We start from the raw sequence: 26,398 nt of genomic DNA on the forward strand, positions 1-26,398 counted from the left end.
GCCGGGGCGGGGGGGGCTCGCATTATCCTGTTCCTGCGCGCGGGGCCCCGGGGGGGCCGGCCCCCCCCCCCACCCCTCGAGGCCGACGAACACCCCGATGGCCAGCACCACGGCCGCGGCGGCCGACGCCACCCAGGTCACCACCCGGGTGCGGCGCCGCCGCCACCGCACCGTCGCCAGCAACGACGGCAACAACTCGTCCGACATCTCCGGCGCCGGGCCGGACTCGTCGATCGCGGCCACCTCGTCGCGGTCCAGCTGCGAAAGCAGGGCCGGCACGCCACTGAGGGCGGCGACCGCCCCCCGGCAGGCCGGGCAGTGCGCCATGTGCGTCTCGAATTCGCGGCGTTGCGCGGCCGACAGCGATCCCAACACGTATGCGGCATCCCACATCGCGTAGCGGTCTTCGGGAGGGCCGATATCCTGCACCGGCGTCCTCATTTCATCCATGTCCGTCACCCCTCAAGCATTCGGAGACCCTCATCGGGTAACCCCAAGTTCCTGCAGAGTGAGTCGCAACGCCCGCACGGCATAGTGTAGTCGCGACTTCACCGTTCCCTCCGCGATGCCGAGATCTGCAGCGATCTGCGTGGTGGTCCAACCGCGGTAGTAGGACCGTTCGATCACAGCTCGGTGATCGGCCGACAACTGGACCATCGCGTCCGCTATCAGCAACCGGTCCAGCGCTGCGTTGACCTCGTCCGGCGTGGATTGTTCGGGCGCCCCCGCCACGTCTGTCGAACCCACAACGTTGCGGAACCGGGCGCTGCGCCGGTCGTCGATGATCATGTTGCGGGCCACGGTGAACAACCACGCCCGCGCCGAGCGTTCGGTGTCCCCGACGACTTCGGGATGTTGCCACGCCCGCAGCAGTGTCTCCTGGACCACGTCCTCGGACTGGCGGGTGTCCCCCGTCAGGCGCAACGCGTAGCGCCACAGCACCGCGGCGTGCTCGTCGTAGAGCGCCTTCATCAGAGCGGCCTCGGCAGCCGCGCTGCTAGCGACACGAGCCACTCGATCACCTCCTGCCGACTAAACGAGTCGAGCAGGCGCTGGGTTCAATGCCCGCGACCCGCTGCGCCCGGCTTCGCCGCGCTTGCCATCGCGGCGAGTTCAATGCCCGCGACCCGCTGCGCCCGGCTTCGCCGCGCTTGCCATCGCGGCGAGTTCAATGCCTCAGGCCAGGGTCAGGATGCGCGGCCCGGCATCGGTGACCGCGACGGTGTGCTCCCAGTGTGCCGCACGCGACCCGTCGGTGGTGGTGACCGTCCACTGGTCGTCGAGCACCACGGTCTTGCCGGTTCCCAGCGTCAACATCGGTTCGATCGCCAGCACCGACCCGGGAGCCAGCAGCGGGCCGCGCCCAGGAGAGCCCTCGTTGGGCAGGAACGGGTCCATGTGCATCTGCCGGCCGATGCCGTGGCCGCCGTAACCCTCGACGATCCCGAAGGCCCGCGAGTGGCGCGCCTCGGCCGCGTGCGTACCCATCTCGATGGCATGCGAGACGTCGGTCAACCGGTTACCGGGCACCATCGCCGCGATCCCAGCCTCCAGCGATTCCTTCGTGGCCTGGGACAGCGCGTCATCGGCCGCATCCAGGGCCCCCACGCCGAAGGTGATCGCGGCGTCGCCGTGCCAGCCGTCCAGAACCGCACCGCAGTCGATCGATACCAGGTCACCAGGGGTTAAAACCTCTGCGGCCGAAGGGATTCCGTGTACCACCCGCTCGTTGACCGACGCGCAGATCGACGCGGGATAACCGTGATAGCCCAGGAACGACGGCACCGCGCCGGCGTCGCGGATCACCGATTCGGCGATGTCGTCCAGGCTCAGCGTCGACACCCCGGAAACCGCGGCGGCGCGCACGGTCTGCAGCGCGGCCGCCACGACCGCGCCCGCCGCGGCCATGGCGTCGAGTTCACCGTCGCTGCGCTGCGGCACCACCTTGCGACTCCGCAGCCGCGCCAGGGGGGTCATTTTTACTTGCCCAGCGCCTGCAGCGCGCGGGCGAACACTTCGTCCATGGTGCCGATGGCGTCGACCGTCTTGAGCTCGTCGCGGTAGTACTCCAGCAGCGGCGCGGTCTCGTCGCGGTACACCTTCATCCGGTTCAGGATGATTTCGTCGGTGTCGTCGGCGCGCCCGCGCGACTTGAGCCGTTGTAGCAGCTCGTCCTCGGAGACCCGGAACTCCAGCACCGCGTCGATGTCGGTGCCCCGGCGTCCCAGCATGTCGTGCAGCGCTTTAGCCTGCTCCGTCGACCGCGGGAAGCCATCCAGGATGAACCCGTTGGCCGCGTCGGGATCGCTCAGGCGGTCGTCGACGAGCTGGTTGGTCAACTCCGAGGGCACCAGGTCGCCGGCGTCCAGGTAGCGCTTGGCCTCGAGGCCGAGTTTGGTTCCATTCTCGATGTTGCTGCGGAACAGCTCACCAGTGGAGATGTGCGGGATCCCGAGCTTTTCGGAGAGCTTCTGGGCCTGCGTTCCCTTGCCCGCCCCCGGCGGGCCCAGCAAAACGACTCTCACTTCAAGAACCCTTCATAGTTGCGCTGCATCAGCTGACTCTCGATCTGCTTGACCGTATCCAGGCCGACGCCAATCATGATCAACACCGCCGTACCGCCGAACGGCAGATTCTGAACCGCCCCGCCATTGCCGATCTGCAAGAAGACGTTGGGCAGCACCGAAATTGCGCCGAGGTAGACCGAGCCCGGCAGGGTGATCCTGCTCAGCACGAACCGCAGGTAATCGGCGGTCGGCTTGCCCGGCCGGATGCCAGGGATGAACCCGCCGAACTTCTTCATCTCGTCGGCGCGCTCGTCGGGGTTGAACGTGATCGACACGTAGAAGTACGTGAAGAAGATGATCAGCCCGAAATAGATGCCGATGTAGACCGGATCGCTGGGGTCGGACAGGTAGCTGCCGACGAACTTGTCCCACCAGCTGTTGCCGACGCCGCCGCTGCCGCTGCGGATCAGCTGAGTGATCAGGTGCGGGATATAGATGAGCGAGGACGCGAAGATCACCGGGATAACACCGGCCTGGTTGACCTTCAGCGGCAGATACGTCGAGGTGCCGCCATACATGCGCCGGCCCACCATGCGCTTGGCGTACTGGACCGGGATGCGGCGCTGACCCTGCTCGACGAACACCACGCCGATGATGATGATCAGCGCGGCGACGAGGACGGCAGTGAAGATCATCCCGCCCCGGCTGTCCAGAATGGATTTGCCCTCGGCCGGGATGCGGGCCGCGATGCCGACGAAGATCAGCAGCGACATGCCGTTACCGATGCCTCGTTCGGTGATCAGCTCACCCATCCACATCACCAGCGCCGCGCCGCCGGTCATCACCAACACGATGACGACCAGCGTCAGGATGCTCTGGTCGGCGATGATCTCCAGCGAGCAGCCCTGCAGCAGCCCCCCGTTGGCCGCCAGCGCCACGATGCTGGTGGCCTGCAGGACGGCCAGCGCGATGGCCAGATAGCGGGTGTACTGCGTCATCTTGGCCTGGCCGGACTGGCCTTCCTTACGCAGTTCCTCGAAGCGCGGGATGACCACGGTGAGCAACTGCACGATGATGCTGGCGGTGATGTAGGGCATCACCCCCACCGCAAAGACGGTGAGTTTGAGCAGCGCGCCGCCCGAGAACAGGTTGATCAGCGAATAGATCTGGCCGGCCGCGCCGCCGCTGGCCTCCTTGATGCACTGTTGCACGTTCGGGAAGTTGACGCCGGGGGACGGCAACGCGGCGCCGACCCGGTACAAGACGATGATGCCGAGCGTGAAGAGGATCTTCCGCCTGAGGTCGACTGTCCGCAACGATGAGATGAAAGCGGAAAGCAACTCTTCCTCCTGCGCAGCCGGGGGTTTCCTGCATCACGCGCCCAACTCCCGCAGGCCAGGACGTACGGCGTCGCGCGTCAAACCGTGTACGAGACTAACAGCTGGTCCGGTCAGGTCCGGTCAGGGCCTTTCCGGTGGCCGTTAACCGGGTGTCGGCGCAGCCGGCCGCGGGCACCGGAAAAAGCACAGGAAGCCGTCAGCCGGAGGGCGTAGAGTTCGTCTGGCTCGTTGCATTTGCTAAGTAACTTGGGGAGCAGTATGACGCGCACTGACCAAGACAGCTGGGACTTGGCCTCGAGCGTCGGAGCCACGGCCACGATGGTCGCCGCGGCCCGCGCGCTGGCCAGCGGGGGGACCAATCCGATCATCAACGACCCGTTTGCCGCGCCGTTGGTGCGCGCGGTCGGCCTGGATTTCTTCCGCCGGCTGGTCGACGGTGAGATCACCGCGTCCGAGACCGAAGAGGCGTCGGGAGGCGGCGGCAAGGACCTGGCGCTGGAGACCGATTCGATCGCGGTGCGCACCCGCTTCTTCGACGATTTCTTCCTCAACGCCGCCCGCGGCGGGATTCGCCAGTCGGTGATCCTGGCCGCCGGCCTCGACGCCCGTGCCTACCGGCTGAGCTGGCCGTCTGGGAGCGTGGTCTACGAGGTCGATCAGCCCAAGGTCGTCGAGTTCAAGACCGCCACCCTGGCCAGCCTGGCCGCTGCCCCGACCGCGGACCGGCGGACCGTCAGCATCGACCTGCGCGAGGACTGGCCGGCCGCGTTGCGCGGCGGCGGCTTCGACGTCACCCAACCGACGTCGTGGAGCGCCGAGGGCCTGCTGATGTACCTTCCGCCCGACGCACAAGACCGGCTCTTCGACAACATCACCGCGCTCAGCGCCCCCGGCAGCGAGCTGGCCACCGAATATCACGCCGACAACGGCACGACGATGTTGCAACGCGCGCAGGAATTCAACGACAGGTGGGCCAAGGCCGGCTGTGACATCGACCTGTCGGGACTGTTCTTCGACGGCGAGCGCAGCAACGTCGTCGACTACCTCACCGGTCGGGGATGGCAGGTGACCACCCGGCCGCGGCGGGAGCTGTTCGGCGACTACGGCCTGGAATGCCCCGAGGGCCCCGACGCCGATGACACGGCGCAGTTCCCCAACATCGTCGCGGTCACCGCGACGCTGGGCTAGGCGCTTTCCCGCGGTAACGCTCAGCGGGGTTTGGCCGCGGGTGCGCGCACGACCATCGGGACCGCGGGGAAACACCACGCCATCTCCGAACGCGACTTGCGCAGGGCAGCGGTGCCGTAGCCCCGCTTGCGGTGATCGGGATGGATCCAGATCCGCACGTTCACCTCGCCGTGGACCAGCTCGCCGAAGACCATGCCGACCTTCTCGCCGGAGTCGACGGCCACGAACCACGCGGCCTCCTCGTCGTCGACGCGCCCCAGCGCCGCGCTGATCTCGTCGTCGACGTTGCCGGCCGGCCCGCCGGAGCCGTCGCCGGCCGCGCCGATCTCCTCGGTGCGCACGGCGAAGATGTCGCGGTCGGTCGCGGCGGAGAAGGGCCGCAGCTCCAGGGTCTCCCCCGAGCTCGCCGGACGCTCGCCCAGCGTGAAGCTGAGCTGCTTGTTCAGGTCCTCGAGTTCGGCCAGGATCGTGCGGCGCGCGTCGATGGTGAGCTGATCGAACGACATGCCCATCACCGCTTCGGCGGCCAAGTGGGACGTGTCGAGCAACCGGACGATCGCCTCCACCGCGGCCGTCCTGTTCTCTGATTCCACGATGGCGTCGGCGATTTCGTGCCGCCGCTCCACGGCTTTCGACAGGGCGTCGGCGATTTCGCGGCGGGTGGCTTTGCGGTCGTGGTCGGTCATCGCACCAGCCTAGAACGGCGGTGGTGCCACCGCGCTACATCTGCGGTCCGCCATCTCCAGGAACCGTTGGTAGCGATCGTCGACCGCGGCCGCCCAGGCGGGATCGGGATCGACGATGTGCTCGGTGCGCGCCCACCGGGCGGCATCGGCGATCGTCGTCTCCAGACCGGCCGCCATCCGCGCCAGGAAGGCCGCCCCCAGCGCGGCCCCTTCCGCCACCCCGGACACCTCGACCGGGCGGCCGGTGGCGTCGGCGATGGCCTGCAGCCACGGCCCGACCCGGGTGCCGCCGCCGGTGACCGTGATGCGCGACACCGGTGCGGCGGACAGTTCGATGAGCCGGCGCACCACGAAGCCCGACGCCTCGTAGGCGGCCCGCCGCAGGGCGGCGGCGTCGTGGGTCAGATCCAGAGCCTCGAGCGCACCGCGGCGGTCGGGGTCGTGCAGTGGGCTGCGCTCGCCGCGCAGGTAGGGTGACCACACCGGGACGCGGCCGGGTTCGACTGCCGTCGGATCCGCCTGTGCCACAACGCGATCCACCCAGCCGAGGAACAGCCCGCCGGCGTTGCTTGCCCCGCCGATCTGACTCTTGCCGGGCGTGGTGTGGGGAATGGTCCACAGGCCCGGCATCTGCCGGGCCTCCGAAATTGTGGTCCACACGATCAGCGTGGTGCCACACATCACCAGCACGTCGCCGTCTCGGTCGGCACCGGCCACGATCTGTTCGCACAGCGCGTCGATGGCGCCGGTGGCCAGCGCGGCGCCGCCGCCGCGCACCTGGCCGACGACCGCTCCCATGCTTTCCACCCGCGGCATCTGGTCGACGTTCGCGCCGCGCTCGGCACACGCGGACCGGTCCCAGCCGGTCCCGTCGAACAACGGAAACGCCGTGGCGGCGGTGGCGATGTCGATCACCGCGTGCCCCGCCAGCGCGTGGTTGGCCACCGCTGGCGCGGGCCAGTAGCCGGCGGCGTCGGGCGCCCGCGCGGCCGTCCAGCGCAGGAACTCGGCGGCCTCGCCCAGCGCGGGCAGCGGTTGCATGTCACTGCCGGGGGTACGGCCCCGGCCGTCGCCGTACAACAGCCCCGGTGTGATCGGCGTGCCCGTGTCGTCGACGGCGGTCATCGACGGCACCATCGCCGAGACGGCCACCGCCGCGACGTCGGGCTGGTGCACCAGTTCGTTCAGGGCCGCCGACGGCCCGCGCCGCCACGCCTCGTCGGCGTCGTGCTCGAGCCGGTCGGCCGCGGGCACCCGCAGCTCGTGGGGGATGCGCACCCGCGCCGTCACGTTGCCGTCGGCGTCGGCGGCTATCGCCTTGACCGCGGTGCTGCCGACGTCGATGCCGATTGTGACGTCTTTGCGTGACACGGGCGTCACCGTACGCCAGCATGGGCATTCGTGACGTCTAAACCGCGCGCCTTGGTGACCGCCCCGCTGCGAGGGCCGGGCTTCGCCAAGCTGCGGCAGCTGACCGACGTGATCTATGACCCATGGATAAGTGAGCTCGAGCAGACCCCGCTGCGCATCTACAGCGCCGAACAGCTGGCCGAACGGATCGCGCGCGAAGGCGCCGAAATCGTGGTGGTGGAAAGCGATTCGGTGCGTGGCCCGGTGTTCGACCAGGGGTTGCGGGCGATCGCATCGACCCGCGGTGACCCCAACAACGTCGACATCGCCGGGGCCACCGCGGCCGGCATCCCGGTGCTGAACACCCCCGCCCGCAACGCCGACGCCGTCGCCGAGATGACGGTGGCGCTGCTGCTCGCCGCCACCCGCCACGTGCTGGCGGCGGACGCGGATGTGCGCAGCGGCAACATCTTTCGCGACGGCAGCATCCCCTATCAACGGTTCCGCGGCGGCGAAATCGCGGGACTCACCGCCGGGCTGGTGGGGCTGGGCGCCGTTGGCCGCGCCACCCAGTGGCGGCTGTCCGGGCTGGGCTTGCGGGTCATCGCGCACGACCCCTACAACCCTGACGCGCGGCACAGCCTCGACGAGCTGCTGGGCGAGGCCGACATCGTGTCCCTGCACGCGCCGGTCACCGACGACACCGCCGGCATGATCGGCGCCGGCCAGTTCGCGGCGATGCGCGACGGCGTGGTCTTCCTCAATACCGCCCGCGCCCAGCTGCACGACACCGATGCGCTGGTCGATGCCCTGGTCGCGGGCAAGGTGGCCGCCGCGGGGCTGGACCACTTCGCCGGCGAATGGCTGCCGGCCGACCACCCGCTGGTGGGGATGGGAAACGTCGTGCTGACACCGCACATCGGCGGCGCCACCTGGAACACCGAGGCTCGGCAGGCGCAGATGGTGGCCGACGACCTCGAGGCGTTGTTGAGTGGCGACGCGCCCGCCCATATCGTCAACCCGGAGGTGTTAGGGCCATGACGTCCGTGAAATCGGTCGAGAACGCGGAGACCGCGGTGCTGGACGCGGCGAAGGACATGCTGCGCCGGGGCCTTGTCGAGGGCACCGCCGGCAACATCTCGGCTCGCCGAGCCGACGGCAACATCGTCATCACCCCGTCATCGGTCGACTACCGCGACATGCAGCTCGACGACCTGGTGCTGGTCGACCCGACGGGTTCGGTGCTGCAGGCGGCCGACGGCCGGTCGCCCTCCTCGGAGATGCAGCTGCACCTGGCCTGCTTTTCCGCCTTCGACGACGTCGGCAGCGTCATTCACAGTCATCCGGTGTGGGCCACCATGTTCGCCATCGCCCACGAGCCGATCCCAGCCTGCATCGACGAGTTCGCGGTGTACTGCGGCGGGGACGTCCGGTGCACCGCCTACGCCGCGTCCGGGACCCCCGACGTCGGCACCAACGCGGTCACCGCACTCGAGGGCCGCGGCGCCGCGCTGATCGCCAACCACGGCCTGGTGGCGGTGGGACCGCGGCCCGACAAGGTCTTGCATATCACCGCGCTGGTCGAGCGAACCGCTCAAATCGTTTGGGGTGCACGGGCTCTCGGTGGCCCCGTGCCGATCCCCGAGGACGTCAACCGGAACTTCGCCGCGGTCTACAGCTACCTGCGCGGCAACGCATGACGCAGCGGGTCCGGTTCGGCCGCGCGAGCGTGTCGCGGGTCCTAGAACTCCGGTTCTCGTTGGGCACAACGTCTTTCCCCCGCACCCCGCAGTCGGGCTGGCACGACAATGCCGACTTGCTGGTGCCCGACTTTTTCGATCCCGACACCGATCAGTGGCACATTGCGGTGCAGAGCTGGGTCATCCAGACCGACGGCCTGACCGTCATCGTGGACACCGGCGTCGGCAACGACCGGCTGCGCCCGCACATGCCGCCGCTGGATCACCTGAACACGGCATTCTTGAGCGCGCTCGGATCGGCGGGTATCGACCGCAACGCCGTCGACGTGGTGGTCAACACCCACCTGCATTCGGACCACGTTGGCTGGAACACCATGCTCGAAAACGACGCATGGGTGCCGACATTCCCCAACGCCCGGTATCTGCTGCCCGACGCCGACTACTGCCACTTCGAACCCGACGGGCCCGCGGGGCGCGCGACGCCGCACACCGAGGCCGAACACGCCCAGCAGCGCGGCGACCAGCTGGTGTTCGCGGACAGCGTGTTACCCATTGCTGGTGCGGGACAACTGATCCGGTGGTCGGACGACTACCCGATCAGCCAGTCGCTGCGGCTGCGACCCGCCCCCGGGCACACACCGGGCTCCTCGGTGCTGTGGCTGGATGCGGGTCAACCGGCGGTGTTCGTCGGCGATCTCACGCACAGCCCGCTGCAACTGCGCCGGCCCGGCGACGCGTGCGCCTTCGACGTAGACGCCGCCGCGGGCGCGGTTACCCGCCGGCGCATCTTCACCGAGGCCGCACAGGCGAAAGCGACGGTGATACCCGCGCACTATCCCGGCCGCGGGGGCGCGACGATCCGCGCCGCCGACGACCAATTCGAAGTCGATCACTGGTTGGACATTCCAGCGCTGTGACGCGCCACTTCGCCGCTGATCGAACGCGACCTTGACCGCGCCGCTGTTGCCCTGACCGGCGATCGCCAAAAAGGCGTCGCGCCAACGCGGTAACCCAAACGTATGGGTGACGTAGGTCCACTCGGTGGGCGGCGGCCAGGGCCGCGCCCGATCCCGACAAGGCACCCGTGATGGCCACCCGCTTGCCCGCGTACGCCATCAGTAAAGGTTGCCGAGAATCGCGGGCAGCGTACAGTGGGAGCAGCTTGTTATATCGGCTAAATATTAGATTGACTACCTCCGATAGGGGCACAACCATGACTTCCACCAGGTACGAGGGCGACACCTGGGACCTCGCCTCCAGCGTGGGCGTGACCGCGACCATGGTCGCGGCGGCCCGCGCGATGGCCACGCGCGCCGAGCGCCCGCTGATCAACGATCCGTTCGCCGAGCCGTTGGTCAAGTTGGTCGGCGTCGACCTGCTCACCCGGCTGGCCAGCGGCGAGCTGGACCCGGCCGAGCTGAACGACGTCCACGACGGCGCCGCCGGGTCCGCCGGGGCGATGTCACGGATGGCCGACAACATGGCGGTGCGCACCAAATTCTTCGACGAGTTCTTCACCGACGCCACGAACGCGGGCATCCAGCAGGCGGTGATCCTGGCCTCCGGGCTGGACGCGCGTGCCTACCGGCTGGCGTGGCCGGCCGGGACGGTGGTCTACGAGGTGGACCAGCCGCGGGTCATCGAATTCAAAACCCGCTCGCTGGCCGAGCTGGGCGCGGCGCCGACCGCCGAGCGGCGGGTCGTGGCCGTCGATCTGCGCGACGACTGGCCCGCCGCGCTGCGGGCCGCCGGGTTCGACCCGGCGCGGCCGGCGGCGTGGAGCGCCGAGGGCCTGCTCGGCTACCTGCCCCCGGACGCCCAGGATCGCCTGCTGGACACCATCACCGAGCTCAGCGCGCCGGGCAGCCGGCTGGCCACCGAGAGCGCGCCCAACCCCGAGCCCGGCGACGACGAGAAGCTGAAGGAGCGCATGCAGACGATCTCCGAGCGTTGGCGTGCGCACGGGTTCGATCTCGACATGGCGGGGCTGGTCTACTTCGGCGAACGCAACGAGGCCGCCCCCTACCTGGCCGATCACGGTTGGCGGCTGAACAGCGCCAGCATCCGGGATCTGTTCGCCGCCAACGGGCTTGACCCGCTCAGCGACGACGACATGCGCATGGGCGAGATGCTCTACACGAGTGGCACCTATGAGTGAGGGACGCGCCGACGGCGACAGCTGGGGGCCGGCACACAGCGTGGGAGCGACGGCCACGATGGTCGCCGCCTCCCGCGCGGTGGCGTCGAAGGGGCCCGATGCGCTGCTCGACGATCCGCTGGCCGACCCGTTGGTCCGCGCCGTGGGGCTGGATCCGTTCATCCGGATCATCGACGGGGAGATCGACTTCGAGGACGATCCGCTGTTCAACCGCAGGGCGCGGGCCGAACAGATCACGGTGCGCACCAGGTTTTTCGACGACTTCTTCACCGGCGCCACGCACGACGGTGTGCGCCAGGCGGTGATCCTCGCCTCCGGCCTGGACACCAGGGCCTACCGCCTGCGGTGGCCGGCGGGAACCGTGGTCTACGAGATCGACCAGCCCGACGTCATCGCCTTCAAGACGAACACGCTGGCCGGGCTCGGCGCGGCCCCCACCGCGCAGCACCGCACGATCAGCATCGACCTGCGCGATGACTGGCCGGCGGCCTTGCGCGAGGGGGGTTTTGACGTCACCCAGCCCGCCGCGTGGAGCGCCGAAGGGCTGCTGCCCTACCTGCCGCCCGAAGCTCAGGACCGGCTGTTCGACAACATCACGGCGCTGTCCGCCCCGGGCAGCCGGGTGGCGACCGAACACGTGCCCGACCCTAACGCGTTCTCCGACGAGCGCTTGGCGCGCATCTCGCAGCGGTGGCAGCGCTTCGGCTTCAACCTCAATGCGGCCGACCTGTTCTACCGGGGCGAACGCAAGGTTGTCGTCGACTATCTGAGCGGCCACGGCTGGCGGGTGAGCGCCCATCCCGCCCGGGAGTTGTACGCCCGCAACGGGTTTGAGTTCCCCGAGGACGAGATGGCGGCCACCTTCGGTGACCTGAGCTACGTCGCCGCGACCCGCGAGTAAGGTTCTGTCCATGCCACGCACTCACGACGACAATTGGGATCTGGCGTCCAGCGTCGGCGCCACCGCGACGATGGTCGCGGCCGGGCGCGCGATGGCGACCAAGGATCCGCGCGGTCTGATCAACGATCCGTTCGCCGAGCCACTGGTGCGCGCGGTCGGGGTGGATTTCTTCACCAAGATGATGGACGGCGAGCTCGATATCGACGCGATCGAGAACGCCTCGTCGGTGCGCTTCCAGGCGATGATCGACGGAATGACGGTGCGCACCAAGTACTTCGATGATTACTTCATCGACGCCACCGGCTCCGGGGTGCGTCAGGTCGTCATCCTGGCGTCCGGCCTGGATGCGCGCGCCTACCGGTTGTCGTGGCCGGGCGGCACGGTGGTCTACGAGATCGACCAGCCGCAGGTGATCGAGTTCAAGACGACCACGCTGGCCGGCATCGGCGCAAAACCGACCGCCGACCGGCGCACCGTCGGCATCGACCTGCGGGCGGACTGGCCCACCGCGCTGAAGGACGCCGGATTCGACACGGCGGCGCCGACGGCGTGGCTGGCCGAGGGCCTGCTGATCTACCTGCCACCGGACGCCCAGGACCGGCTGTTCGACAACATCACCGCGCTCAGCGCGCCCGGCAGCACCATCGCCACCGAATTCGTGCCCGGCATCGTGGATTTCGACGCCGAGAGGGTGCGGGAGATGTCCGGGTCGTTCCGGGACCACGGCGTGGACATCGACATGGCCTCGCTGGTGTACACCGGCGAACGCAACCATGTCGTGGACTATCTGTCGAGCATCGGCTGGCACGCCCAGGGCATTACCCGAACCGAGCTCTTCCAGCGGGGCGGCTTCGACGTGCCCGCCCCGGAGAACGACGACCCGCTCGGCGAAATCGTCTTCATCAGCGGCAGGCTATCCGGCTAGCGCGGCTAGAGCCGCCACGGCCCCACCCACAGCGCGCTGGCGCCGCTGAAGGATCGTTCGACGTTGTCCACGACGGCGCCGATAGTGCGGCCCAGCAGCGCGCCCAGCGCGTCGGGCAGCGACGCGGCAGCCGGTTGCGAGGAAGCCTGCGGCCGAAGCATGTCCAGCAGCGAACCACTCGGGTAGGTGACGATGCGCACCTCGGTGTCCTCGTCCAGTCCGGCAAGGATTTTCGCGCGGCGCAACGCGGTGCGGAACCCGCCCAGCTCGTCGACCAGGCCCCGCTCCAGCGCGTCGGCACCCGTCCAGACCCGGCCCCGCGCGACCCGGTCGACGGCATCGGTGGTCAGATTGCGGCCGTCGGCGACCCGCTCCACGAAGTCCGCGTACACCAGGTCGGCCTCGGCCTCCCGGTGGGCGCGCTGCTCCGGGGTGAATGGTGCATCGATCGCCCAGGCGTCGGCATTGGCGTTGGTGCGCACCGTGTCCGACCCGACGCCCAGCCGCGCCAGCAGATCACGGATCACCAGCTTGCCGGTGAGCACACCGATCGACCCGGTGATCGTTGCCGGGCTGGCGACGATCGCGTCGGCCGCCACCGCGATGTAGTAGCCGCCGGAGGCGGCGACCGCACCCATCGACGCCACCACCGGTTTGCCGCGTTTGCGTGCCCTTTTCACCTCGCGCCAAAGGGTTTCCGACGCGGTGACGGAGCCGCCGGGGCTGTTGACCCGTAGCACGATCGCGGACACCGAATCGTCGGCGGCGGCTTCCCGCAGCGCCGGCGCGATGGTGTCACTACCGACCGTGGAGGCGCCGAACGGCAGGAACTGGGGCCCGCCCCGCCCGTCGACGATCGTCCCATCGATGTTGATGACGGCCACCTTCGGCTTGGGACGGCGACCGGGCACCGAGGGCATCGGCGGGGCCAGCCTCGACCGGGTCGCACCCGCATAGCGCGACACATACAGCCGGGGCGGCTCGCCGTCCTCGGGATTCTCGTCCGAATGGCCTCGCGGCCCAACGAGTTCCGCGATCCGGGCGTAGGCCTCGTCACGGAATCCGATCTGGTCGACCAGGCCCGAGGACACGGCCTCCTCGCGCAACAGCGGCGCACGGTCGGCCAGCGCGTCGAGCACTTTCGCATCGAACTTGCGTGATTGCGCGACCGCCTGCCACACCTGTTCCCGGATGCTCTCCAACATCCGGGTAACCGCCTCCCGGTGGGCCTCGGTGAAACCGTGCTCGGTGAAACGGTTTGCCGCCGACTTGTATTCGCCGCGCGCGACGACTTCGGCTTCGATGCCGGCCTTGTCGAACGCGTCGCGCAAAAACGTGGCGTTGCTGGCGAAGCCGATCAGCCCGACGCTGCCCGCGGGCTGCATCCAGACCTCGCCGAAGGCCGAGGCCAGGTAGTACGACAACGTGCCGGGGTAGGTCTCGGCCCACGCCAGTGAGGGCTTGGCGGCGGTGAACGCCACGATGGCCTCGCGCAGCTCCTCCACCGCGGCCGCCGGTGACGCCGTCAGCTGCACGCGGGCGATCAGCCCGGCGACCCGCGGATCCTCGGCCGCCCGGTAGATGGCCGACACCGTGTCGCGCAGCGACACCGGTCGGTTCCCCCCGGTGATCATCGCCAGCGGGTCGAAGCCCGACGTCTCCGGCGGCATGGAGCGCAGATCCAACTCGAGCACACAGCCGTTGGGCACGCCGTGATGGCGGGCGGTATCGACCCGGCCGGCCAGGGCACGGACCTCGTCGACACCGGGTATCGGGGGCAGGAAAGCGAACATGTCTGCAGACTACCGAGAGTCCGCCGTACGGTGGTCCGGTGAGGTTTTCCATCGCCATCCCGCAGTTCGACTACGACGGTTCTGGCGATGGTTTCGACGCGGCGGGGCTGCGGTCCTTTCTGGCCCGCGCCGAGGAGCTTGGGTTCGAGGGTGGCTGGGTGCTCGAACAGGTCATCGGTCCCGCACCGCTGCTGGCACCGCTGGAGTTGCTGGCCTATTGCGCCGCCTGCACCGAGCGGCTGCGCCTGGGCGTCGGCGTGCTGGTGACCTCGCTGCACGAGCCACTTCAGTTGGGCTCGGCGATCACCGCCGTCGACCGACTCAGCCACGGCCGCCTCGACATTGGTGTCGCCCCCGGGGGCGGTCGGCGGAAATTCGCTGCCTTCGGCGTGGACAAGGACACCTTCGTCTCGTACTTCACCGAGGGCCTGGAGCTGATGAAGGCCGCCTGGTCCGACGAGCCCCGGGTGACTTTTCATGGCCGGTTCCGCGACGTCGACGACCTTCCCGTGGCGCCCAAGCCGGTGCAGCGACCGCACCCGCCGATCTGGTTCGGCGGCCAGGCCCCCAAGGCGCTGGCCCGCGCCGTGCGGCACGGCGATTCGTTCCTGGGCGCCGGCTCCTCGACCACCGAGGCATTCGCCGGGGCCGTCGCCGTCGTGCGCCGCGAGCTCGACGAGCAACACAAGGACCCCGCCGGCTTCACCATCGCCAAGCGGGTCTACCTGGCCGTTGACGACGACGCCGCCAGGGCCACCGAACGCGTGCTCGCCGGGCTGGACCGCATCTACGGGCGGATGCCCGGCGTGCAGGACGTGCCGGTGTCCGGCACCCCCGACGACGTGGCTCGCGGGCTGCGCGAGGTCATCGACGCCGGGGCGCAGATGCTGTTACTGAATCCCGTCGGCACCGGCGTCGCCGAGAACCGCGAGCAGATGGAACGCCTTGCCGCGGAAGTGATTCCGCGGCTGAGTTAGCGGCCCGGGGCCTACAGCTCGGTGGCCGAGCCGCCGGCGGCGGTGATCTTCTCGCGTGCGCTGCCGCTGAACTTGTGCGCGGACACCTCGATCTTGACCGTCAACTTGCCGTCGCCGAGGACCTTGACCAGAGAGTTCTTGCGAACGGCGCCCTTGGCCACCAACTCGTCCACGCCGATCGAACCACCCTGCGGGAAAAGCCGGTTGAGGTCGCCGACGTTGACGATCTCGTACTCGGTGCGGAACCGGTTCTTGAATCCCTTGAGCTTGGGCAGCCGCATGTGGATCGGCATCTGGCCACCCTCGAAGGTGGCCGGCACGTTCTTGCGTGCCTTGGTGCCCTTGGTGCCGCGGCCGGCGGTCTTGCCCTTGGAGCCTTCACCGCGGCCGACCCGAGTGCGGGCCGTCTTCGACCCGCGCGCGGGTTTGAGATCGTGCAGCTTGATCGTCATTTCTTGCCACCTCCGGTCCCGGCGGTCGTCGCCTCGGCCGGCTCCACCTCGACGAGGTGGCTGACCACCGCGATCAGACCGCGGGTCTGCGCGTTGTCCTCGCGGATCACCGAGTGGCGGATCCGCCGCAAGCCCAGGGTGCGCAGGGACTCACGCTGCTTCCAGCGGGTCCCGATGGTGCTGCGCACCTGGGTGATCTTCAGTTGACTCATGGTTGGGTCCTCGAAATCTGCGCCTCACGTGCCGCGGCACTGGCCAGCGCGTCGCTCTCCCGGCGCGCCTTGAGCATTCCGGCCGGCGCAACGTCCTCGATGGGCAGCCCGCGGCGAGCGGCCACCTCCTCGGGGCGCTGCAGCAGCTTGAGCGCGGTGACGGTCGCGTGCACCACGTTGATGGCGTTGTCGCTGCCCAGCGACTTGGCCAGGATGTCGTGCACGCCAGCGCATTCCAGCACCGCGCGGACCGCGCCACCGGCGATCACACCGGTACCCGGGCTGGCCGGGCGCAGCAGCACCACCCCGGCGGCCGCCTCGCCCTGTACCGGGTGGGTGATGGTCCCGCGAATGAGCGGCACCCGGAAGAAACTCTTGCGGGCCTCCTCGACGCCCTTGGCGATGGCCGCGGGAACTTCCTTGGCCTTGCCGTAGCCGACCCCGACCATGCCGTTGCCGTCACCGACGATCACCAGCGCGGTGAAGCTGAATCGCCGACCACCCTTGACCACCTTGGAGACACGGTTGATGGCGACGACCCGCTCCAGGTAGTTGCTCTTGTCGCCGTCGCGGTCGCGGCCACGACCGCCGTCGCGCCGACCGCGGTTGTCGCGGTCGCCGCGCGAGTCACGGCTGTCGCCGGCGCCTTGTCCGCCGGCTGGCTGCTCCGCCATTATGCGGTCCTCCCAGTAGTCATCAGAACTTCAATCCGTTCTCGCGTGCGGCATCGGCCAGCGCCGCGATCCGTCCGCCGTAGGTGTATCCGCCACGGTCGAAGACCACGCTGTCGATGCCGGCGGCCTTGGCACGCTCGGCGATCAGCTGGCCCACCCGCACGCTACGGGCCTTCTTGTCTCCCTGCAGACTGCGCACGTCGTCCTCGATCGACGACGCGGCGGCCACCGTGGTCCCGTTCTCGTCGTTGACCAGTTGCACGTGAATGTGTCGCGCGGACCGGTTGACCACCAGCCGCGGACGCTGCGGGGTACCCTCGATCTTCTTGCGCAGCCGGGCGTGCCTACGCAGCCGGGAGACGCGCCGACTCGCGGATACGCTCTGCCCCACCGGCTTTCGCGCTGTGGTATCAGCCTGTGATTGCGCCATGATTACTTACCTGTCTTTCCGACCTTGCGGCGGATCTGCTCGCCCTCGTAGCGCACGCCCTTGCCCTTGTACGGGTCGGGGCGACGCAGACGGCGAATGTTCGCCGAGATCTGGCCGACCTTCTGCTTGTCGATCCCGGTGATGGTGAACTTCGTCGGCGACTGAACGGCGAACGTGATGCCGTCCGGTGCCTCGATCACCACGGGGTGGCTATAGCCCAGCGCGAACTCGAGGTTGGATCCCTTGAGCTGTACGCGGTAACCGACGCCGAAGATCTCCATCTTGGTGGTGTAACCCTGCGTCACGCCGGTGACCAGGTTGGACACCAGGGTGCGCGACAGCCCGTGCAGCGAGCGGTTGCGCCGCTCGTCGTTGGGGCGGGCCACCACGATCGCGCCATCATCGTTGCGCGCCACGGTGATCGGCTCGGCCACGGTCAGATCCAGGGTGCCCTTGGGGCCCTTCACCAAGACCTTCTGACCATCAATTGTTACGTCGACTCCGGCGGGAACCGGAACCGGCTGCTTACCAATACGCGACATCTCTTACCCCCTCACCACACGTACGCGAGGACTTCGCCGCCCACGCCCTGCCGGGCTGCCTGGCGGTCGGTCAGCAGGCCCGAGGAGGTGGAGATGATCGCCACACCCAGGCCGCCGAGAACGCGCGGCAGATTGGTGGATTTCGCGTACACCCGCAAACCGGGCTTGGACACGCGGCGCAGGCCGGCGATGCTTCGCTCCCGGCTCGGCCCGTACTTGAGCTGAACGATCAGCGACTTGCCGACCCGAGCATCCTCGGTCCGGTAGTCGGTGATGTAGCCCTCGCTCTTGAGGATCTGGGCGATGTTTGCCTTGATCTTGGAGTGCGGCAACGTCACCTCGTCGTGATACGCCGAATTGGCGTTGCGCAGACGCGTCAAGAAGTCTGCGATCGGGTCCGTCATCGTCATGACAGCGTTGGTACCTTCCTCGCGATGGTTCCCGGTCCGGGCCTGTCGCGCACCTTTTCTGGGTTGGTCTGGGGGATCTGGCTCTTACCAGCTGCTCTTTTGCACGCCGGGCAGTTCGCCCGCGTGCGCCATCTCGCGCAGGCAGATCCTGCACAGGCCGAATTTGCGGTAGACCGCGCGGGGGCGGCCGCACCTGTTGCAACGCGTGTAGCCGCGCACCGCGAACTTCGGCTTGCGTGCGGCCTTGTTGACCAGTGCCTTCTTTGCCATTACTCAGTTCTCCTTGAAGGGAAAGCCGAGGGCCCGCAGCAGCGCTCGTCCTTCGTCGTCAGTCGTCGCCGAGGTGACGACGTTGATGTCCATGCCGCGGACCCGGTCGATCTTGTCCACGTCGATCTCGTGGAACACCGACTGTTCGGCCAGCCCGAAGGTGTAGTTGCCGACGCCGTCGAACTGCTTGGGAGAAAGGCCGCGGAAGTCGCGGATACGGGGCAGCGCGATCGAGGTGAGACGGTCGAGGAACTCCCACATCCGGTCCCCGCGCAGTGTGACCCGGGCACCGATCGGCATGCCCTCACGCAGTTTGAACTGCGCGATGGATTTGCGTGCGCGACGGATCTCGGGCCGTTGCCCGGTGATCAGCGCCAGGTCGCTGACGGCGCCGTTGATCAACTTCGCGTCCCGCGCCGCGTCGCCGACGCCCATGTTGACGACGACCTTGGTCACCGTCGGGATCTGCATGACGTTGGCGAAGCCGAACTGCTGCTGCAACGAATCGCGAATCTCGCTGCGGTAGCGCTCTTTCAGGCGTGGCTGAACTTTTTCTGCAGTGGTCATCAGATGTCCTTGCCGTTGCGCTTGGAGATGCGGACGCGCTTGCCGGTCTCCTCGTCGACCCGGTAGCCGACACGGGTCGGCTTGCCGTCCGAGTCGACCACCATCACGTTGGAGGCGTCGATCGGGGCTTCCTGGGTGACGATTCCGCCCGACTGGGCTCCGCGCTGGTTGGTCGAAATAGCGGTGTGCTTCTTGATCGCGTTGACGCCCTCGACCAGCACCCGGTTGCGCTCGGGGTAGACCTTCAGCACCTTGCCCTTGGCGCCCTTGTCCTTACCCGCGATCACCAGGACGGTGTCGTCCTTTTTGACCTTCATTTACAAAACCTCCGGAGCCAGCGAGATGATCTTCATGAACCGCTTCTCGCGCAGTTCGCGGCCGACGGGCCCGAAGATGCGCGTCCCGCGCGGGTCGTTGTCGGGCTTGATGATCACCGCGGCGTTCTCGTCGAATTTGATGTAGCTGCCGTCGGGACGCCTGCGCTCCTTGACCGTGCGAACCACGACGGCCTTGACGACATCCCCACGCTTGACATTGCCGCCCGGAATGGCGTCCTTGACGGTGGCGACGATGACATCGCCGATGCCGGCGTAGCGTCGCCCCGAACCGCCGAGCACACGGATGCACAAGATCTCCTTGGCGCCGGTGTTGTCGGCGACCTTCAGCCGCGATTCCTGCTGAATCACTCGATCTCCTGACCTGGTTGCGTGTGCACGGCAGGAGAACCCACCTGGGTGAGCATTCGGCGGGCATAACCCACCAAAAACCTGACGTGCGCGGTCTTTGTCACCGAAGGGCACGCGGGGCCGATTCGCACCGGCCGAGGTCTGCCCAAGGCAACCCCTAGAGTCTAGGGGACGACCAGCTCAGAGCCAAATTCTGGGTGGACGCCATCGAGATGGCGAAATTCTGCACCTAGAACGGCGGTGGATCGTCGTCGGGCCCATCCGTGGCGGGCCAGGAGTAGCTCACCGATGGGGCCTGCCGGGCCAGCCGGGCGTCGCGGTTGTGCTTGCGCTCGGTGGCGATGCGGGTGGCGCGGTCTTGATCGCGGGTGCGGCGACGTTTGGGCATCATCGCGGTGCGTTCGGCGCAGTAGTTGGGGGGTGGGTCGGTTTCGGTGGCCGGGATCGCACCGGTGGCCTGGCACAAGCTGGGGAACAGCAGGGCGCTGCCCGGGGTGGTCACACGCGCCAGCCCCAAAACGTTTTCACCAAATGATGGGTGCGGCACAGCGCCTTGAGGTTGGAGGCATGGGTCGGCCCACCGGCGGCGAACGGGATGGTGTGGTCGAGGTCGCAGGCGGTGGCCGGGCGGTCACAGCCGGGCCAGCGACAGGTCAGATCCCGACACCGCACGAAATCGGCCAGCGCCCTCGAGGGCACATACCCGGGCTCAGGTGGCGCATCGCCGGGATGGACCAGCGGCACCACGGTGGCTGAGGCCGCCAACTCGGCCACCAACTCCGGGGGGATCAACCCCTGCGCACCAATCTCGCAGCCGGGCGCCGCACCGGTGCCGGCCAGGCTGGCCTGCTCGGCGATCACATGGACCACCACCGGGCTCGCGGGCCGTGTCCCGGCCGCGCAGTCGGTGCGCCCGCAGCGACACCCCAGCCGGTCGGCGTCGGCGGCCAAAGCCCCCAGCGCATCGGCGCGGCGCTGCTCACGGCTGCGCGGGTCGTGTTCACACACCGTGGCCGCCAACGCATCCAGGCGCCGATCCAGGGCGTGCGCGTGTGGGCTGGCCACTGTGCCCTCCAGATGCGCCAGCCCATCCCCCATATCGGCGAACCAGACTTCCCGCCCGGCCGCGCGTTCCTGGCGGCGGCGCACCGCATCGGCATCAGCTTTGGCCACCACCTTGTCGACCTGCGCGCCAAGCCGGCCCTGACTCATCGACGGCCACCGCCCCACATTTGCCGCCAACACCGCATCCACCGCGCCCATCACCTCAGCGTCCACGATCAAATCCGTGCGGAACACGATCGTCTGAAACATCCGATAATCGATATCCCCGGCCGCAAACACCGCCCCCACCTTCGGCAGCCGCTCACGCATCGCCCGGGCATAACGCACCCGACTGGCGGCCAACCCCACACCGATCCGCAACTGCGCACCCACCTCCGCAGCCACCGCCGCCTCGGTATCCACCGCCCACTCCTCGGTTTCCGAACACCGCGACAACCGATACGAAAACAACTGCCCAATAGCCGCCAACTGCGCCGCGGCCGCCCGATTCTCCACCCGCGCGACCGCACCAATGTGCTCCAACAATCCCACCGACACCGGCGTCGACGACGGATACTGCCGCTCGATGAGCTCATCGAACTCAGCGATCACCGCACACCGCCGCTTCATCGAACATACGTTCGACTATGCCACCAGGGTCCGACACTGCGCCAGTCGCGCTGCCTAGGCCGAACGCGTATCCGCCACGCAGCGAAATCCGATGTGGGTCGTCGCCGAGTCCTGCGATTGCGGGGACCGGGCCGCCGGCCGGTACCGGTGGCAGTACTCCGGCGCGCACAGATGGCTGCCACCCTTCAACGTCTGGCTGACGGCTGGGTCGGCCGGGCCCGACGGGGTGCAGCAGGCTTTGGGCGGCGAGTCGAGCCGATGATGCGGGGAGAACTCGGTGGCGGTCCACTCCCAGACGTTGCCGATCATGTCGACGAGGCCGAACGCGTTGGGCGCAAACGTGCCGACCGGCGAGGTCCCGACCCAGCCGAGCGCCCCGTCATTGCGGTAGGGGAAGCTGCCCTGCCAGGTGTTGGCCATCAGCCGGCCGCCGCTGGTGGCCTCATCGCCCCATGAGTACGTCGTCGCGCTGCCGGCGCGGGCCGCGTACTCCCACTCGGCCTCGCTCGGCAGCCGCCGCCCCGCCCAGCGCGCGTAGGCCGCGGCGTCGGGATAGGCGACCTGCACCACCGGATGATCGCCGCGGTCCGCGACGTTGCTGTCGGGCCCGAACGGATGACGCCAGCTCGCGCCCGGCACCCACTGCCACCAGTGTCGCCAGTCACGCAGGTCCACGGGCCCCGGCGTCGACCGGAAAACCATTGCGCCCGGGCACAAATCGTCGGGATCGGCCCCGGGGTACAGCGCCGGGTCGATCGGTTGCTCGGCCACCGTCACATAGCCGGTGGCGGCGACGAATTCGGCGAACTGCGCGTTGGTCACCGGGTGCCGCTCCACCGCGACGGGACCCACAGTGACGGTGTGGATCGGCGCCTCTTCCGGGTAAAAGCTGGTCGAGCCCATGCGGAATGACCCACCCGGGAGGTCGACCAGTTCGCTCAGCACGCGTCCAGGGTATGACGAATCCCGGTTCAAGCCTTGGTAGGCGTTTTTTGATCGCGTTGTCGCCACCAGCCGACGGGAACAGGGTGAGCGCGACGACCGCGAACAGCATCGCACCGTACCGCGGGCGGCCGTTTTCTCCCGGTGGGGCCCGGACCCGGTGACGACGCCGGCCGAGATGACCCCGGCCTCGTACGAATCGAACGGCCAATTCGCGGGGTCACCCGCGGTATCAGTGGTCAGCACGCCAAAGTTCTTGTCGTACAACGTATCTTTGGGATAGACGAGCACAGTGACCATCAGCCGATTGGCGACGGTGTCGGGAAGGCGCCGACGATCCCGAAAGCGATCGCGGCTTGCCGTCCGCGTGCACCGGCCGGCGCCGCGGGCCGGGAGGTCATTGGGCCATCACGCAGCGTGATGACCGCAGCGCGTACCGCACTTTTCAGCGGATAACGAAGCGGGCTGCGGGCCCGCGATTTTGCCGATCCGGTGGCGGCGCCCGTCGCGCAGTCGCGTCAGTCACACGGTCGCGTCAGTCACGCGAAAACGCAAGGGCGATCTCGGTTTCCACGTCCCAGTAGGGGCGGCCGGACAGGTCGACGGTGACCTGGGCGATGGTGCCGCCGGTGAACGCGAACGGCGCCTTGAAGCGACTGGACACGCCCGATCCGCCGTTGCGCCCGACCGTGATGCCGGCGCCCGCCAGCCCGAAGGTGCCGGGGTGGGTGATGACCCCGGGCCGCGTGCCGACAACCTCGTCATCGATGAACAGCGTCAATTCGCCCAGCGGCGTGTGACTGTTTTCGACCGTTCCGGTCCGCGAATAGCTGGCGCCGAACAGATGCCTGCCCAACGGGACCGCCCGCGACGAGGAGATCTCCTGCTGGCGCTCGCCGAGGAAGTTGTAGCCGTAATGCAACCGTCCGTCCTGGATGAACAGTACGTGCCCGCCGTGCGCACCGCCCTGCTTGAACAGGACACCCTCGGCGCCGGTGGTATCGACGGTCACCTCGGCCAACACGGAGAACGACCGGCCGCGGATTTCAGCGGCGGCGCCGATGCTCACATCCGCGCAATCGGGATAGTAGATGTAGCTGGACCGCTCACCGACCAGATACGGCCGTGACCGCCCCAAGGTCTCCAGGATGTTGAAATCCGAGAGCGGCAACCCGTTGTATTTGGCGGACTCCGAGAACCACAACGCCTTGAGTTCCTCGAGTTTCTCCGGGTTTTCGGCGGCCAGGTCGCGGCACTGGCTGCGGTCTGCCTCGATGTGGAACAGCTCCCAGCGGTCGGCGTCGAAATGCGACCAACCGGCCGGTGTGGCCGCATGCACGGTGTTGGCGAACCAGCCCTCATGCCAGATCCCGCGGGTGCCCAGCATGGTGTAGAACTGGGTGTCTTTTCCGGTAGCGGCACCCGGATCGGCAAGGGCCGCTTTGAAACTGACGCCGTCCAGCGGCTTCTGGGTGATGCCCCGGACGGTTTCCGGCGGGGTCATGCCCAGTAGGTCGTAGACCGTCGGGGTAATGTCGCAGACGTTGACGTAATTGTCCCGGATCTCGCCGTGTGCGGCAATCCCGTTGGGCCAGGAGATGATTGCGGTGTCGGCGATACCGCCCTCGTGGGAAGCGTATCGCTTGTAGAGCTTGTAGGGCGTGTTGAACGCCATCGCCCACCCGATCGGGTAGTGGTTGTAGGTCTGCGGGCCGCCGAGATGCTCGAACAGCTTCATGCTTTCTTCGACCGTGTCGATGTAGCCGTTGAAGAACTTGCCCTCGTTGACCGATCCGTTCGGGCCGCCCTCGCCGCTGGCGCCGTTGTCGGAGATCACCACGATGATGGTGTTGTCCAGCTGACCCGATTCCTCGAGATAGTCCAGGATCCGGCCGATCTGGTCGTCGGTGTAGCTCAGAAACCCGGCGAACACCTCGGCCATCCGGGAGAACAGCTTCTTCTCGTCGTCGCCCAGCGAGTCCCAGGGCCGTACCGTGTCCTGCAACGGCCAGTCTTCGCCGCCCGGCCCCTTCACGTCGAGGTACGGGTTGACCGGGGACAGCTCAATGTCAGCCGGCACGATACCCATCGACTTCTGCTTTTCCAGCACGATCTCGCGGTAGCGCTCGTAGCCCATGTCGAAGTGTCCGGCGTAGCGGTCGGCCCATTCTTTGAACACGTGATGGGGCGCGTGTCCGGCGCCGGGGCACACGTAGGAGAACCAAGGCTTCTCGGGCGCAATCACTTTGGCGTCGCGGATGAATTCGATCGTCTTGTCGGCGAGGTCCTTCGAGAGGTGGTAGCCGTCCTCCGGGGTCGCCGGCGGGCTCACCGGGTGGTTGTCATACACCAGGTCGGGATACCACTGGTCGGTCTCCCCGCCCAGGAACCCGTAGAACCGTTCGAAACCACGCGAGATCGGCCAATGCCGCTTCGTCGACGCCAGGTTCGATTCTTCCAGGGGCGTCAGGTGCCACTTGCCAACGCAGTAGGTGTTGTATCCCTGTTCGGCGAGCGCCTCGGACAGCAGCGCGGTGTCGAACGGGATGCGACCGTTGGCGTTGGGGAAGCCCTCGGTGAACTCTTCGATGGTGGCCATGCCCACGGTTGTGGCATTGCGCCCGGTAAGCAGCGACGCCCGGGTCGGCGAACACAGCGCGGTGGTGTGAAACTGCGAGAGCCGGATACCGCGCTCGGCGATGCGTGACATGGCGGGCATCTCGACCAAGCCCCCGAAACAGTCCCAGGTCGCGATGCCGGTGTCATCCCAAACCAAATACAGGATGTTCGGTGCGTTCTGCGGCGCGGTCGGCGCGGCGTAGGGACCCCAATCCGGTTCGGAATCCCGGATATCGAGCTCGATCTTGCCGTGAAAGTCTCGCGAGTCAGTGGACATGCGCCGAGCGTAACGTGGCTGCGAATTTTCCGACCTAGATTCGCAGTGACGTTACATTCGGAGCAAAGCAAAACGCCCGAGACGATCAGGTCTCGGGCGTTTTGATGTCGCTGCGAGGAATTACTTCGCCTTTTCCAGAATTTCGACGAGCCGCCAACGCTTGGTCGCCGACGTCGGGCGCGTCTCCATCAGCGAGACGCGGTCGCCGATCCCGGCGGCGCTGTTCTCGTCGTGCGCCTTGACCTTCGTGGTGGTCCGGATGATCTTGCCGTACAACGGGTGACGCACGCGGTCTTCCAGCTCGACCACGATGGTCTTCTGCATCTTGTCACTCACCACGTAACCGATGCGCGTCTTGCGCCGGCCGCGCACCTTGGTGTTCGCCGGAGTGTTCTTGGGGCCCTTGTCTTTCGACGCGGCCTGGGCTGCGGCGGCCTTCTTGGGGGCGGCCTTCTTGGCTTCTGCCATCACGATTCCTTACCATCCGGGCCGGAAGCCAGGCCCAGTTCTCGTTCGCGCAGCACGGTGTAGACGCGCGCGATCTCCTGCCGCACGGTGCGGAGCCGGCGGTTGTTGGTGAGCTGGCCGGTCGCCATCTGAAAACGCAGATTGAACAGCTCTTCCTTGGATTCGCGCAACCGCTCGGTCAGCTCCTCGTCGGTGAGCTCGCGCAGTTCGCCCGGCGAAATTCCCACTGCCATCAGAACTGATCCTCTCGAGTCACGATGCGCGCCTTGATCGGCAACTTGTGGATTGCGCGGGTCAGCGCCGCCCGGGCGATCTGCTCGTTGGGGTAACTCAGCTCGAACAGCACCCGGCCCGGCTTGACGTTGACCACCCACCACTCCGGCGAACCCTTACCCGAACCCATCCGGGTTTCCGCGGGCTTCTTGGTCAGCGGGCGGTCGGGGAACACGTTGATCCACACCTTGCCGCCACGCTTGATGTGCCGGTTGATCGCGATACGAGCGGACTCGATCTGCCGGTTGGTGACGTAGGCGTGCTCCAGAGCCTGGATGCCGTAGTCACCGAAGTTCACCGCCGTGCCGCCGCTGGCGATGCCGCGCTGGCGGGGGTGGTGCTGCTTGCGGTGTTTAACTCTGCGGGGAATCAACATG

31 protein-coding genes and 1 pseudogene are annotated in these 26,398 nt (G+C 67.9%); 8 read left to right on the plus strand and 24 right to left on the minus strand.

Going from position 1 to position 26,398, the window contains the following annotated elements:
• The 5 genes from A5775_RS04660 to secY all read right to left on the minus strand — a co-directional run.
• A partial coding sequence (locus A5775_RS04660; protein WP_304441506.1) for an anti-sigma factor occupies nt 1–450 on the minus strand: 450 nt, incomplete at its 3' end.
• A 30-nt stretch (nt 451–480) separates the two neighbouring features.
• Nucleotides 481–1,014: a sigma-70 family RNA polymerase sigma factor gene (locus tag A5775_RS04665; RefSeq protein WP_082952876.1), complete on the minus strand. Its 534-nt coding sequence runs from the start codon at nt 1,012–1,014 to the stop codon at nt 481–483.
• Nucleotides 1,015–1,176: 162 nt separating this feature from the next.
• A complete protein-coding gene (gene map / locus A5775_RS04670) occupies nt 1,177–1,977 on the minus strand; it encodes a type I methionyl aminopeptidase (RefSeq protein WP_067248328.1) in 801 nt (266 codons plus the stop codon).
• Nucleotides 1,978–1,979: 2 nt separating this feature from the next.
• Nucleotides 1,980–2,525: an adenylate kinase gene (locus tag A5775_RS04675; protein ID WP_067248331.1), complete on the minus strand. Its 546-nt coding sequence runs from the start codon at nt 2,523–2,525 to the stop codon at nt 1,980–1,982.
• Nucleotides 2,522–3,847 carry a preprotein translocase subunit SecY gene (gene secY, locus A5775_RS04680; RefSeq protein ID WP_067248334.1) on the minus strand — a complete coding sequence of 442 codons (1,326 nt, stop codon included), beginning with the start codon at nt 3,845–3,847 and terminating at the stop codon, nt 2,522–2,524. Before secY ends, A5775_RS04675 begins: the two co-directional genes overlap by 4 nt.
• A gap of 258 nt (nt 3,848–4,105) precedes the next feature.
• Here secY and A5775_RS04685 point away from each other — a divergent pair, with 258 nt between their 5' ends.
• Nucleotides 4,106–5,035, plus strand: a complete 930-nt coding sequence (locus tag A5775_RS04685) for a class I SAM-dependent methyltransferase (RefSeq protein ID WP_067248336.1) — start codon at nt 4,106–4,108, stop codon at nt 5,033–5,035.
• 20 nt (nt 5,036–5,055) lie between these two features.
• Here the strand turns inward: A5775_RS04685 and A5775_RS04690 are convergent, their stop codons facing one another.
• Nucleotides 5,056–5,721, minus strand: a complete 666-nt coding sequence (locus A5775_RS04690) for a GNAT family N-acetyltransferase (protein WP_067248340.1) — start codon at nt 5,719–5,721, stop codon at nt 5,056–5,058.
• Nucleotides 5,722–5,730: 9 nt separating this feature from the next.
• Nucleotides 5,731–7,092 (minus strand): FGGY-family carbohydrate kinase, encoded by a 1,362-nt coding sequence (locus tag A5775_RS04695; protein WP_067248954.1) that lies wholly within the window; start codon nt 7,090–7,092, stop codon nt 5,731–5,733.
• Between the two features lie 30 nt (nt 7,093–7,122).
• Between A5775_RS04695 and A5775_RS04700 the strand changes: the two genes are divergently transcribed.
• The 6 genes from A5775_RS04700 (at nt 7,123) to A5775_RS04725 (ending at nt 12,755) form a co-directional block, all read left to right on the plus strand.
• Nucleotides 7,123–8,112 (plus strand): NAD(P)-dependent oxidoreductase, encoded by a 990-nt coding sequence (locus A5775_RS04700; RefSeq protein WP_067248343.1) that lies wholly within the window; start codon nt 7,123–7,125, stop codon nt 8,110–8,112.
• Nucleotides 8,109–8,771 carry an L-fuculose-phosphate aldolase gene (locus A5775_RS04705; RefSeq protein WP_197512354.1) on the plus strand — a complete coding sequence of 221 codons (663 nt, stop codon included), beginning with the start codon at nt 8,109–8,111 and terminating at the stop codon, nt 8,769–8,771. The genes A5775_RS04700 and A5775_RS04705 overlap by 4 nt, the downstream gene beginning before the upstream one ends.
• Complete coding sequence (locus A5775_RS04710) at nt 8,768–9,688, plus strand: MBL fold metallo-hydrolase (protein WP_067248346.1); 921 nt, start codon at nt 8,768–8,770, stop codon at nt 9,686–9,688. The genes A5775_RS04705 and A5775_RS04710 overlap by 4 nt, the downstream gene beginning before the upstream one ends.
• Nucleotides 9,689–9,984: 296 nt before the next feature.
• Nucleotides 9,985–10,929, plus strand: a complete 945-nt coding sequence (locus tag A5775_RS04715; protein WP_067248350.1) for a class I SAM-dependent methyltransferase — start codon at nt 9,985–9,987, stop codon at nt 10,927–10,929.
• Entirely contained in the window at nt 10,922–11,830 is a 909-nt protein-coding gene (locus A5775_RS04720) for a class I SAM-dependent methyltransferase (RefSeq protein WP_067248353.1), read from the plus strand. The genes A5775_RS04715 and A5775_RS04720 overlap by 8 nt, the downstream gene beginning before the upstream one ends.
• A 10-nt stretch (nt 11,831–11,840) precedes the next feature.
• Complete coding sequence (locus tag A5775_RS04725) at nt 11,841–12,755, plus strand: class I SAM-dependent methyltransferase (RefSeq protein WP_067248357.1); 915 nt, start codon at nt 11,841–11,843, stop codon at nt 12,753–12,755.
• Nucleotides 12,756–12,760: 5 nt separating this feature from the next.
• Here A5775_RS04725 and sppA read toward each other — a convergent pair whose 3' ends face one another.
• On the minus strand, nt 12,761–14,548 hold the full coding sequence (sppA, locus tag A5775_RS04730; RefSeq protein WP_067248361.1) for a signal peptide peptidase SppA: 1,788 nt from the start codon (nt 14,546–14,548) through the stop codon (nt 12,761–12,763).
• 38 nt (nt 14,549–14,586) lie between these two features.
• Between sppA and A5775_RS04735 the strand changes: the two genes are divergently transcribed.
• A complete protein-coding gene (locus tag A5775_RS04735; RefSeq protein WP_067248365.1) occupies nt 14,587–15,525 on the plus strand; it encodes an LLM class flavin-dependent oxidoreductase in 939 nt (312 codons plus the stop codon).
• An 11-nt stretch (nt 15,526–15,536) separates the two neighbouring features.
• Here A5775_RS04735 and rplO read toward each other — a convergent pair whose 3' ends face one another.
• From rplO to rplP, 16 genes and pseudogenes are all read right to left on the minus strand, one after another.
• A complete protein-coding gene (gene rplO / locus A5775_RS04740; RefSeq protein ID WP_067248368.1) occupies nt 15,537–15,977 on the minus strand; it encodes a 50S ribosomal protein L15 in 441 nt (146 codons plus the stop codon).
• Entirely contained in the window at nt 15,974–16,189 is a 216-nt protein-coding gene (rpmD, locus tag A5775_RS04745; RefSeq protein WP_067248371.1) for a 50S ribosomal protein L30, read from the minus strand. The genes rplO and rpmD overlap by 4 nt, the downstream gene beginning before the upstream one ends.
• Complete coding sequence (gene rpsE, locus A5775_RS04750) at nt 16,186–16,863, minus strand: 30S ribosomal protein S5 (protein ID WP_067248374.1); 678 nt, start codon at nt 16,861–16,863, stop codon at nt 16,186–16,188. The genes rpmD and rpsE overlap by 4 nt, the downstream gene beginning before the upstream one ends.
• A gap of 22 nt (nt 16,864–16,885) precedes the next feature.
• Nucleotides 16,886–17,254, minus strand: coding sequence for a 50S ribosomal protein L18 (rplR, locus tag A5775_RS04755; protein WP_082952892.1), 369 nt, complete (start codon nt 17,252–17,254; stop codon nt 16,886–16,888).
• Between the two features lie 41 nt (nt 17,255–17,295).
• Nucleotides 17,296–17,835: a 50S ribosomal protein L6 gene (rplF, locus tag A5775_RS04760; RefSeq protein WP_067248380.1), complete on the minus strand. Its 540-nt coding sequence runs from the start codon at nt 17,833–17,835 to the stop codon at nt 17,296–17,298.
• Between the two features lie 11 nt (nt 17,836–17,846).
• Entirely contained in the window at nt 17,847–18,245 is a 399-nt protein-coding gene (rpsH, locus tag A5775_RS04765; RefSeq protein WP_065056829.1) for a 30S ribosomal protein S8, read from the minus strand.
• Between the two features lie 84 nt (nt 18,246–18,329).
• Nucleotides 18,330–18,515 carry a type Z 30S ribosomal protein S14 gene (locus A5775_RS04770; RefSeq protein WP_067248383.1) on the minus strand — a complete coding sequence of 62 codons (186 nt, stop codon included), beginning with the start codon at nt 18,513–18,515 and terminating at the stop codon, nt 18,330–18,332.
• A 3-nt stretch (nt 18,516–18,518) separates the two neighbouring features.
• The gene (gene rplE / locus A5775_RS04775; protein ID WP_067248385.1) at nt 18,519–19,082 is read right to left on the minus strand and encodes a 50S ribosomal protein L5; all 564 of its coding nucleotides are present in this window, start codon (nt 19,080–19,082) and stop codon (nt 18,519–18,521) included.
• Nucleotides 19,082–19,399: a 50S ribosomal protein L24 gene (gene rplX / locus A5775_RS04780; RefSeq protein ID WP_008260626.1), complete on the minus strand. Its 318-nt coding sequence runs from the start codon at nt 19,397–19,399 to the stop codon at nt 19,082–19,084. The genes rplE and rplX overlap by 1 nt, the downstream gene beginning before the upstream one ends.
• A complete protein-coding gene (rplN, locus tag A5775_RS04785) occupies nt 19,400–19,768 on the minus strand; it encodes a 50S ribosomal protein L14 (RefSeq protein ID WP_067248389.1) in 369 nt (122 codons plus the stop codon).
• A gap of 229 nt (nt 19,769–19,997) precedes the next feature.
• Nucleotides 19,998–21,449, minus strand: a pseudogene (locus A5775_RS04790) (HNH endonuclease signature motif containing protein).
• A gap of 47 nt (nt 21,450–21,496) precedes the next feature.
• Nucleotides 21,497–22,387, minus strand: a complete 891-nt coding sequence (locus A5775_RS04795; protein WP_067248959.1) for a formylglycine-generating enzyme family protein — start codon at nt 22,385–22,387, stop codon at nt 21,497–21,499.
• A 532-nt stretch (nt 22,388–22,919) separates the two neighbouring features.
• Nucleotides 22,920–25,280, minus strand: coding sequence for an arylsulfatase (locus tag A5775_RS04800; RefSeq protein WP_067248392.1), 2,361 nt, complete (start codon nt 25,278–25,280; stop codon nt 22,920–22,922).
• Between the two features lie 120 nt (nt 25,281–25,400).
• Complete coding sequence (rpsQ, locus tag A5775_RS04805) at nt 25,401–25,748, minus strand: 30S ribosomal protein S17 (RefSeq protein WP_067248395.1); 348 nt, start codon at nt 25,746–25,748, stop codon at nt 25,401–25,403.
• Nucleotides 25,748–25,981, minus strand: coding sequence for a 50S ribosomal protein L29 (gene rpmC, locus A5775_RS04810; protein ID WP_008260802.1), 234 nt, complete (start codon nt 25,979–25,981; stop codon nt 25,748–25,750). Before rpmC ends, rpsQ begins: the two co-directional genes overlap by 1 nt.
• Nucleotides 25,981–26,397: a 50S ribosomal protein L16 gene (gene rplP, locus A5775_RS04815; protein WP_008260803.1), complete on the minus strand. Its 417-nt coding sequence runs from the start codon at nt 26,395–26,397 to the stop codon at nt 25,981–25,983. Before rplP ends, rpmC begins: the two co-directional genes overlap by 1 nt.
• Nucleotide 26,398: the final 1 nt, after the last annotated feature.

This window comes from Mycobacterium sp. 852002-10029_SCH5224772 (assembly GCF_001667315.1).
GTDB lineage: Bacteria > Actinomycetota > Actinomycetes > Mycobacteriales > Mycobacteriaceae > Mycobacterium.

Coding starts and splice junctions, on each gene's coding strand:
- map (WP_067248328.1), bottom strand. CDS start 1,977: ATGACCCCCCTGGCGCGGCTGCGGAGTCGCAAGGTGGTGCCGCAGCGC.
- A5775_RS04685 (WP_067248336.1), top strand. CDS start 4,106: ATGACGCGCACTGACCAAGACAGCTGGGACTTGGCCTCGAGCGTCGGA.
- A5775_RS04690 (WP_067248340.1), bottom strand. CDS start 5,721: ATGACCGACCACGACCGCAAAGCCACCCGCCGCGAAATCGCCGACGCC.
- A5775_RS04705 (WP_197512354.1), top strand. CDS start 8,109: ATGACGTCCGTGAAATCGGTCGAGAACGCGGAGACCGCGGTGCTGGAC.
- A5775_RS04710 (WP_067248346.1), top strand. CDS start 8,768: ATGACGCAGCGGGTCCGGTTCGGCCGCGCGAGCGTGTCGCGGGTCCTA.
- A5775_RS04715 (WP_067248350.1), top strand. CDS start 9,985: ATGACTTCCACCAGGTACGAGGGCGACACCTGGGACCTCGCCTCCAGC.
- A5775_RS04720 (WP_067248353.1), top strand. CDS start 10,922: ATGAGTGAGGGACGCGCCGACGGCGACAGCTGGGGGCCGGCACACAGC.
- A5775_RS04725 (WP_067248357.1), top strand. CDS start 11,841: ATGCCACGCACTCACGACGACAATTGGGATCTGGCGTCCAGCGTCGGC.
- sppA (WP_067248361.1), bottom strand. CDS start 14,548: ATGTTCGCTTTCCTGCCCCCGATACCCGGTGTCGACGAGGTCCGTGCC.
- rplO (WP_067248368.1), bottom strand. CDS start 15,977: ATGACGATCAAGCTGCACGATCTCAAACCCGCGCGCGGGTCGAAGACG.
- rpmD (WP_067248371.1), bottom strand. CDS start 16,189: ATGAGTCAACTGAAGATCACCCAGGTGCGCAGCACCATCGGGACCCGC.
- rpsE (WP_067248374.1), bottom strand. CDS start 16,863: ATGGCGGAGCAGCCAGCCGGCGGACAAGGCGCCGGCGACAGCCGTGAC.
- rplF (WP_067248380.1), bottom strand. CDS start 17,835: ATGTCGCGTATTGGTAAGCAGCCGGTTCCGGTTCCCGCCGGAGTCGAC.
- rpsH (WP_065056829.1), bottom strand. CDS start 18,245: ATGACGATGACGGACCCGATCGCAGACTTCTTGACGCGTCTGCGCAAC.
- A5775_RS04770 (WP_067248383.1), bottom strand. CDS start 18,515: ATGGCAAAGAAGGCACTGGTCAACAAGGCCGCACGCAAGCCGAAGTTC.
- rplE (WP_067248385.1), bottom strand. CDS start 19,082: ATGACCACTGCAGAAAAAGTTCAGCCACGCCTGAAAGAGCGCTACCGC.
- rplX (WP_008260626.1), bottom strand. CDS start 19,399: ATGAAGGTCAAAAAGGACGACACCGTCCTGGTGATCGCGGGTAAGGAC.
- A5775_RS04800 (WP_067248392.1), bottom strand. CDS start 25,280: ATGTCCACTGACTCGCGAGACTTTCACGGCAAGATCGAGCTCGATATC.
- rpsQ (WP_067248395.1), bottom strand. CDS start 25,748: ATGGCAGAAGCCAAGAAGGCCGCCCCCAAGAAGGCCGCCGCAGCCCAG.
- rpmC (WP_008260802.1), bottom strand. CDS start 25,981: ATGGCAGTGGGAATTTCGCCGGGCGAACTGCGCGAGCTCACCGACGAG.
- rplP (WP_008260803.1), bottom strand. CDS start 26,397: ATGTTGATTCCCCGCAGAGTTAAACACCGCAAGCAGCACCACCCCCGC.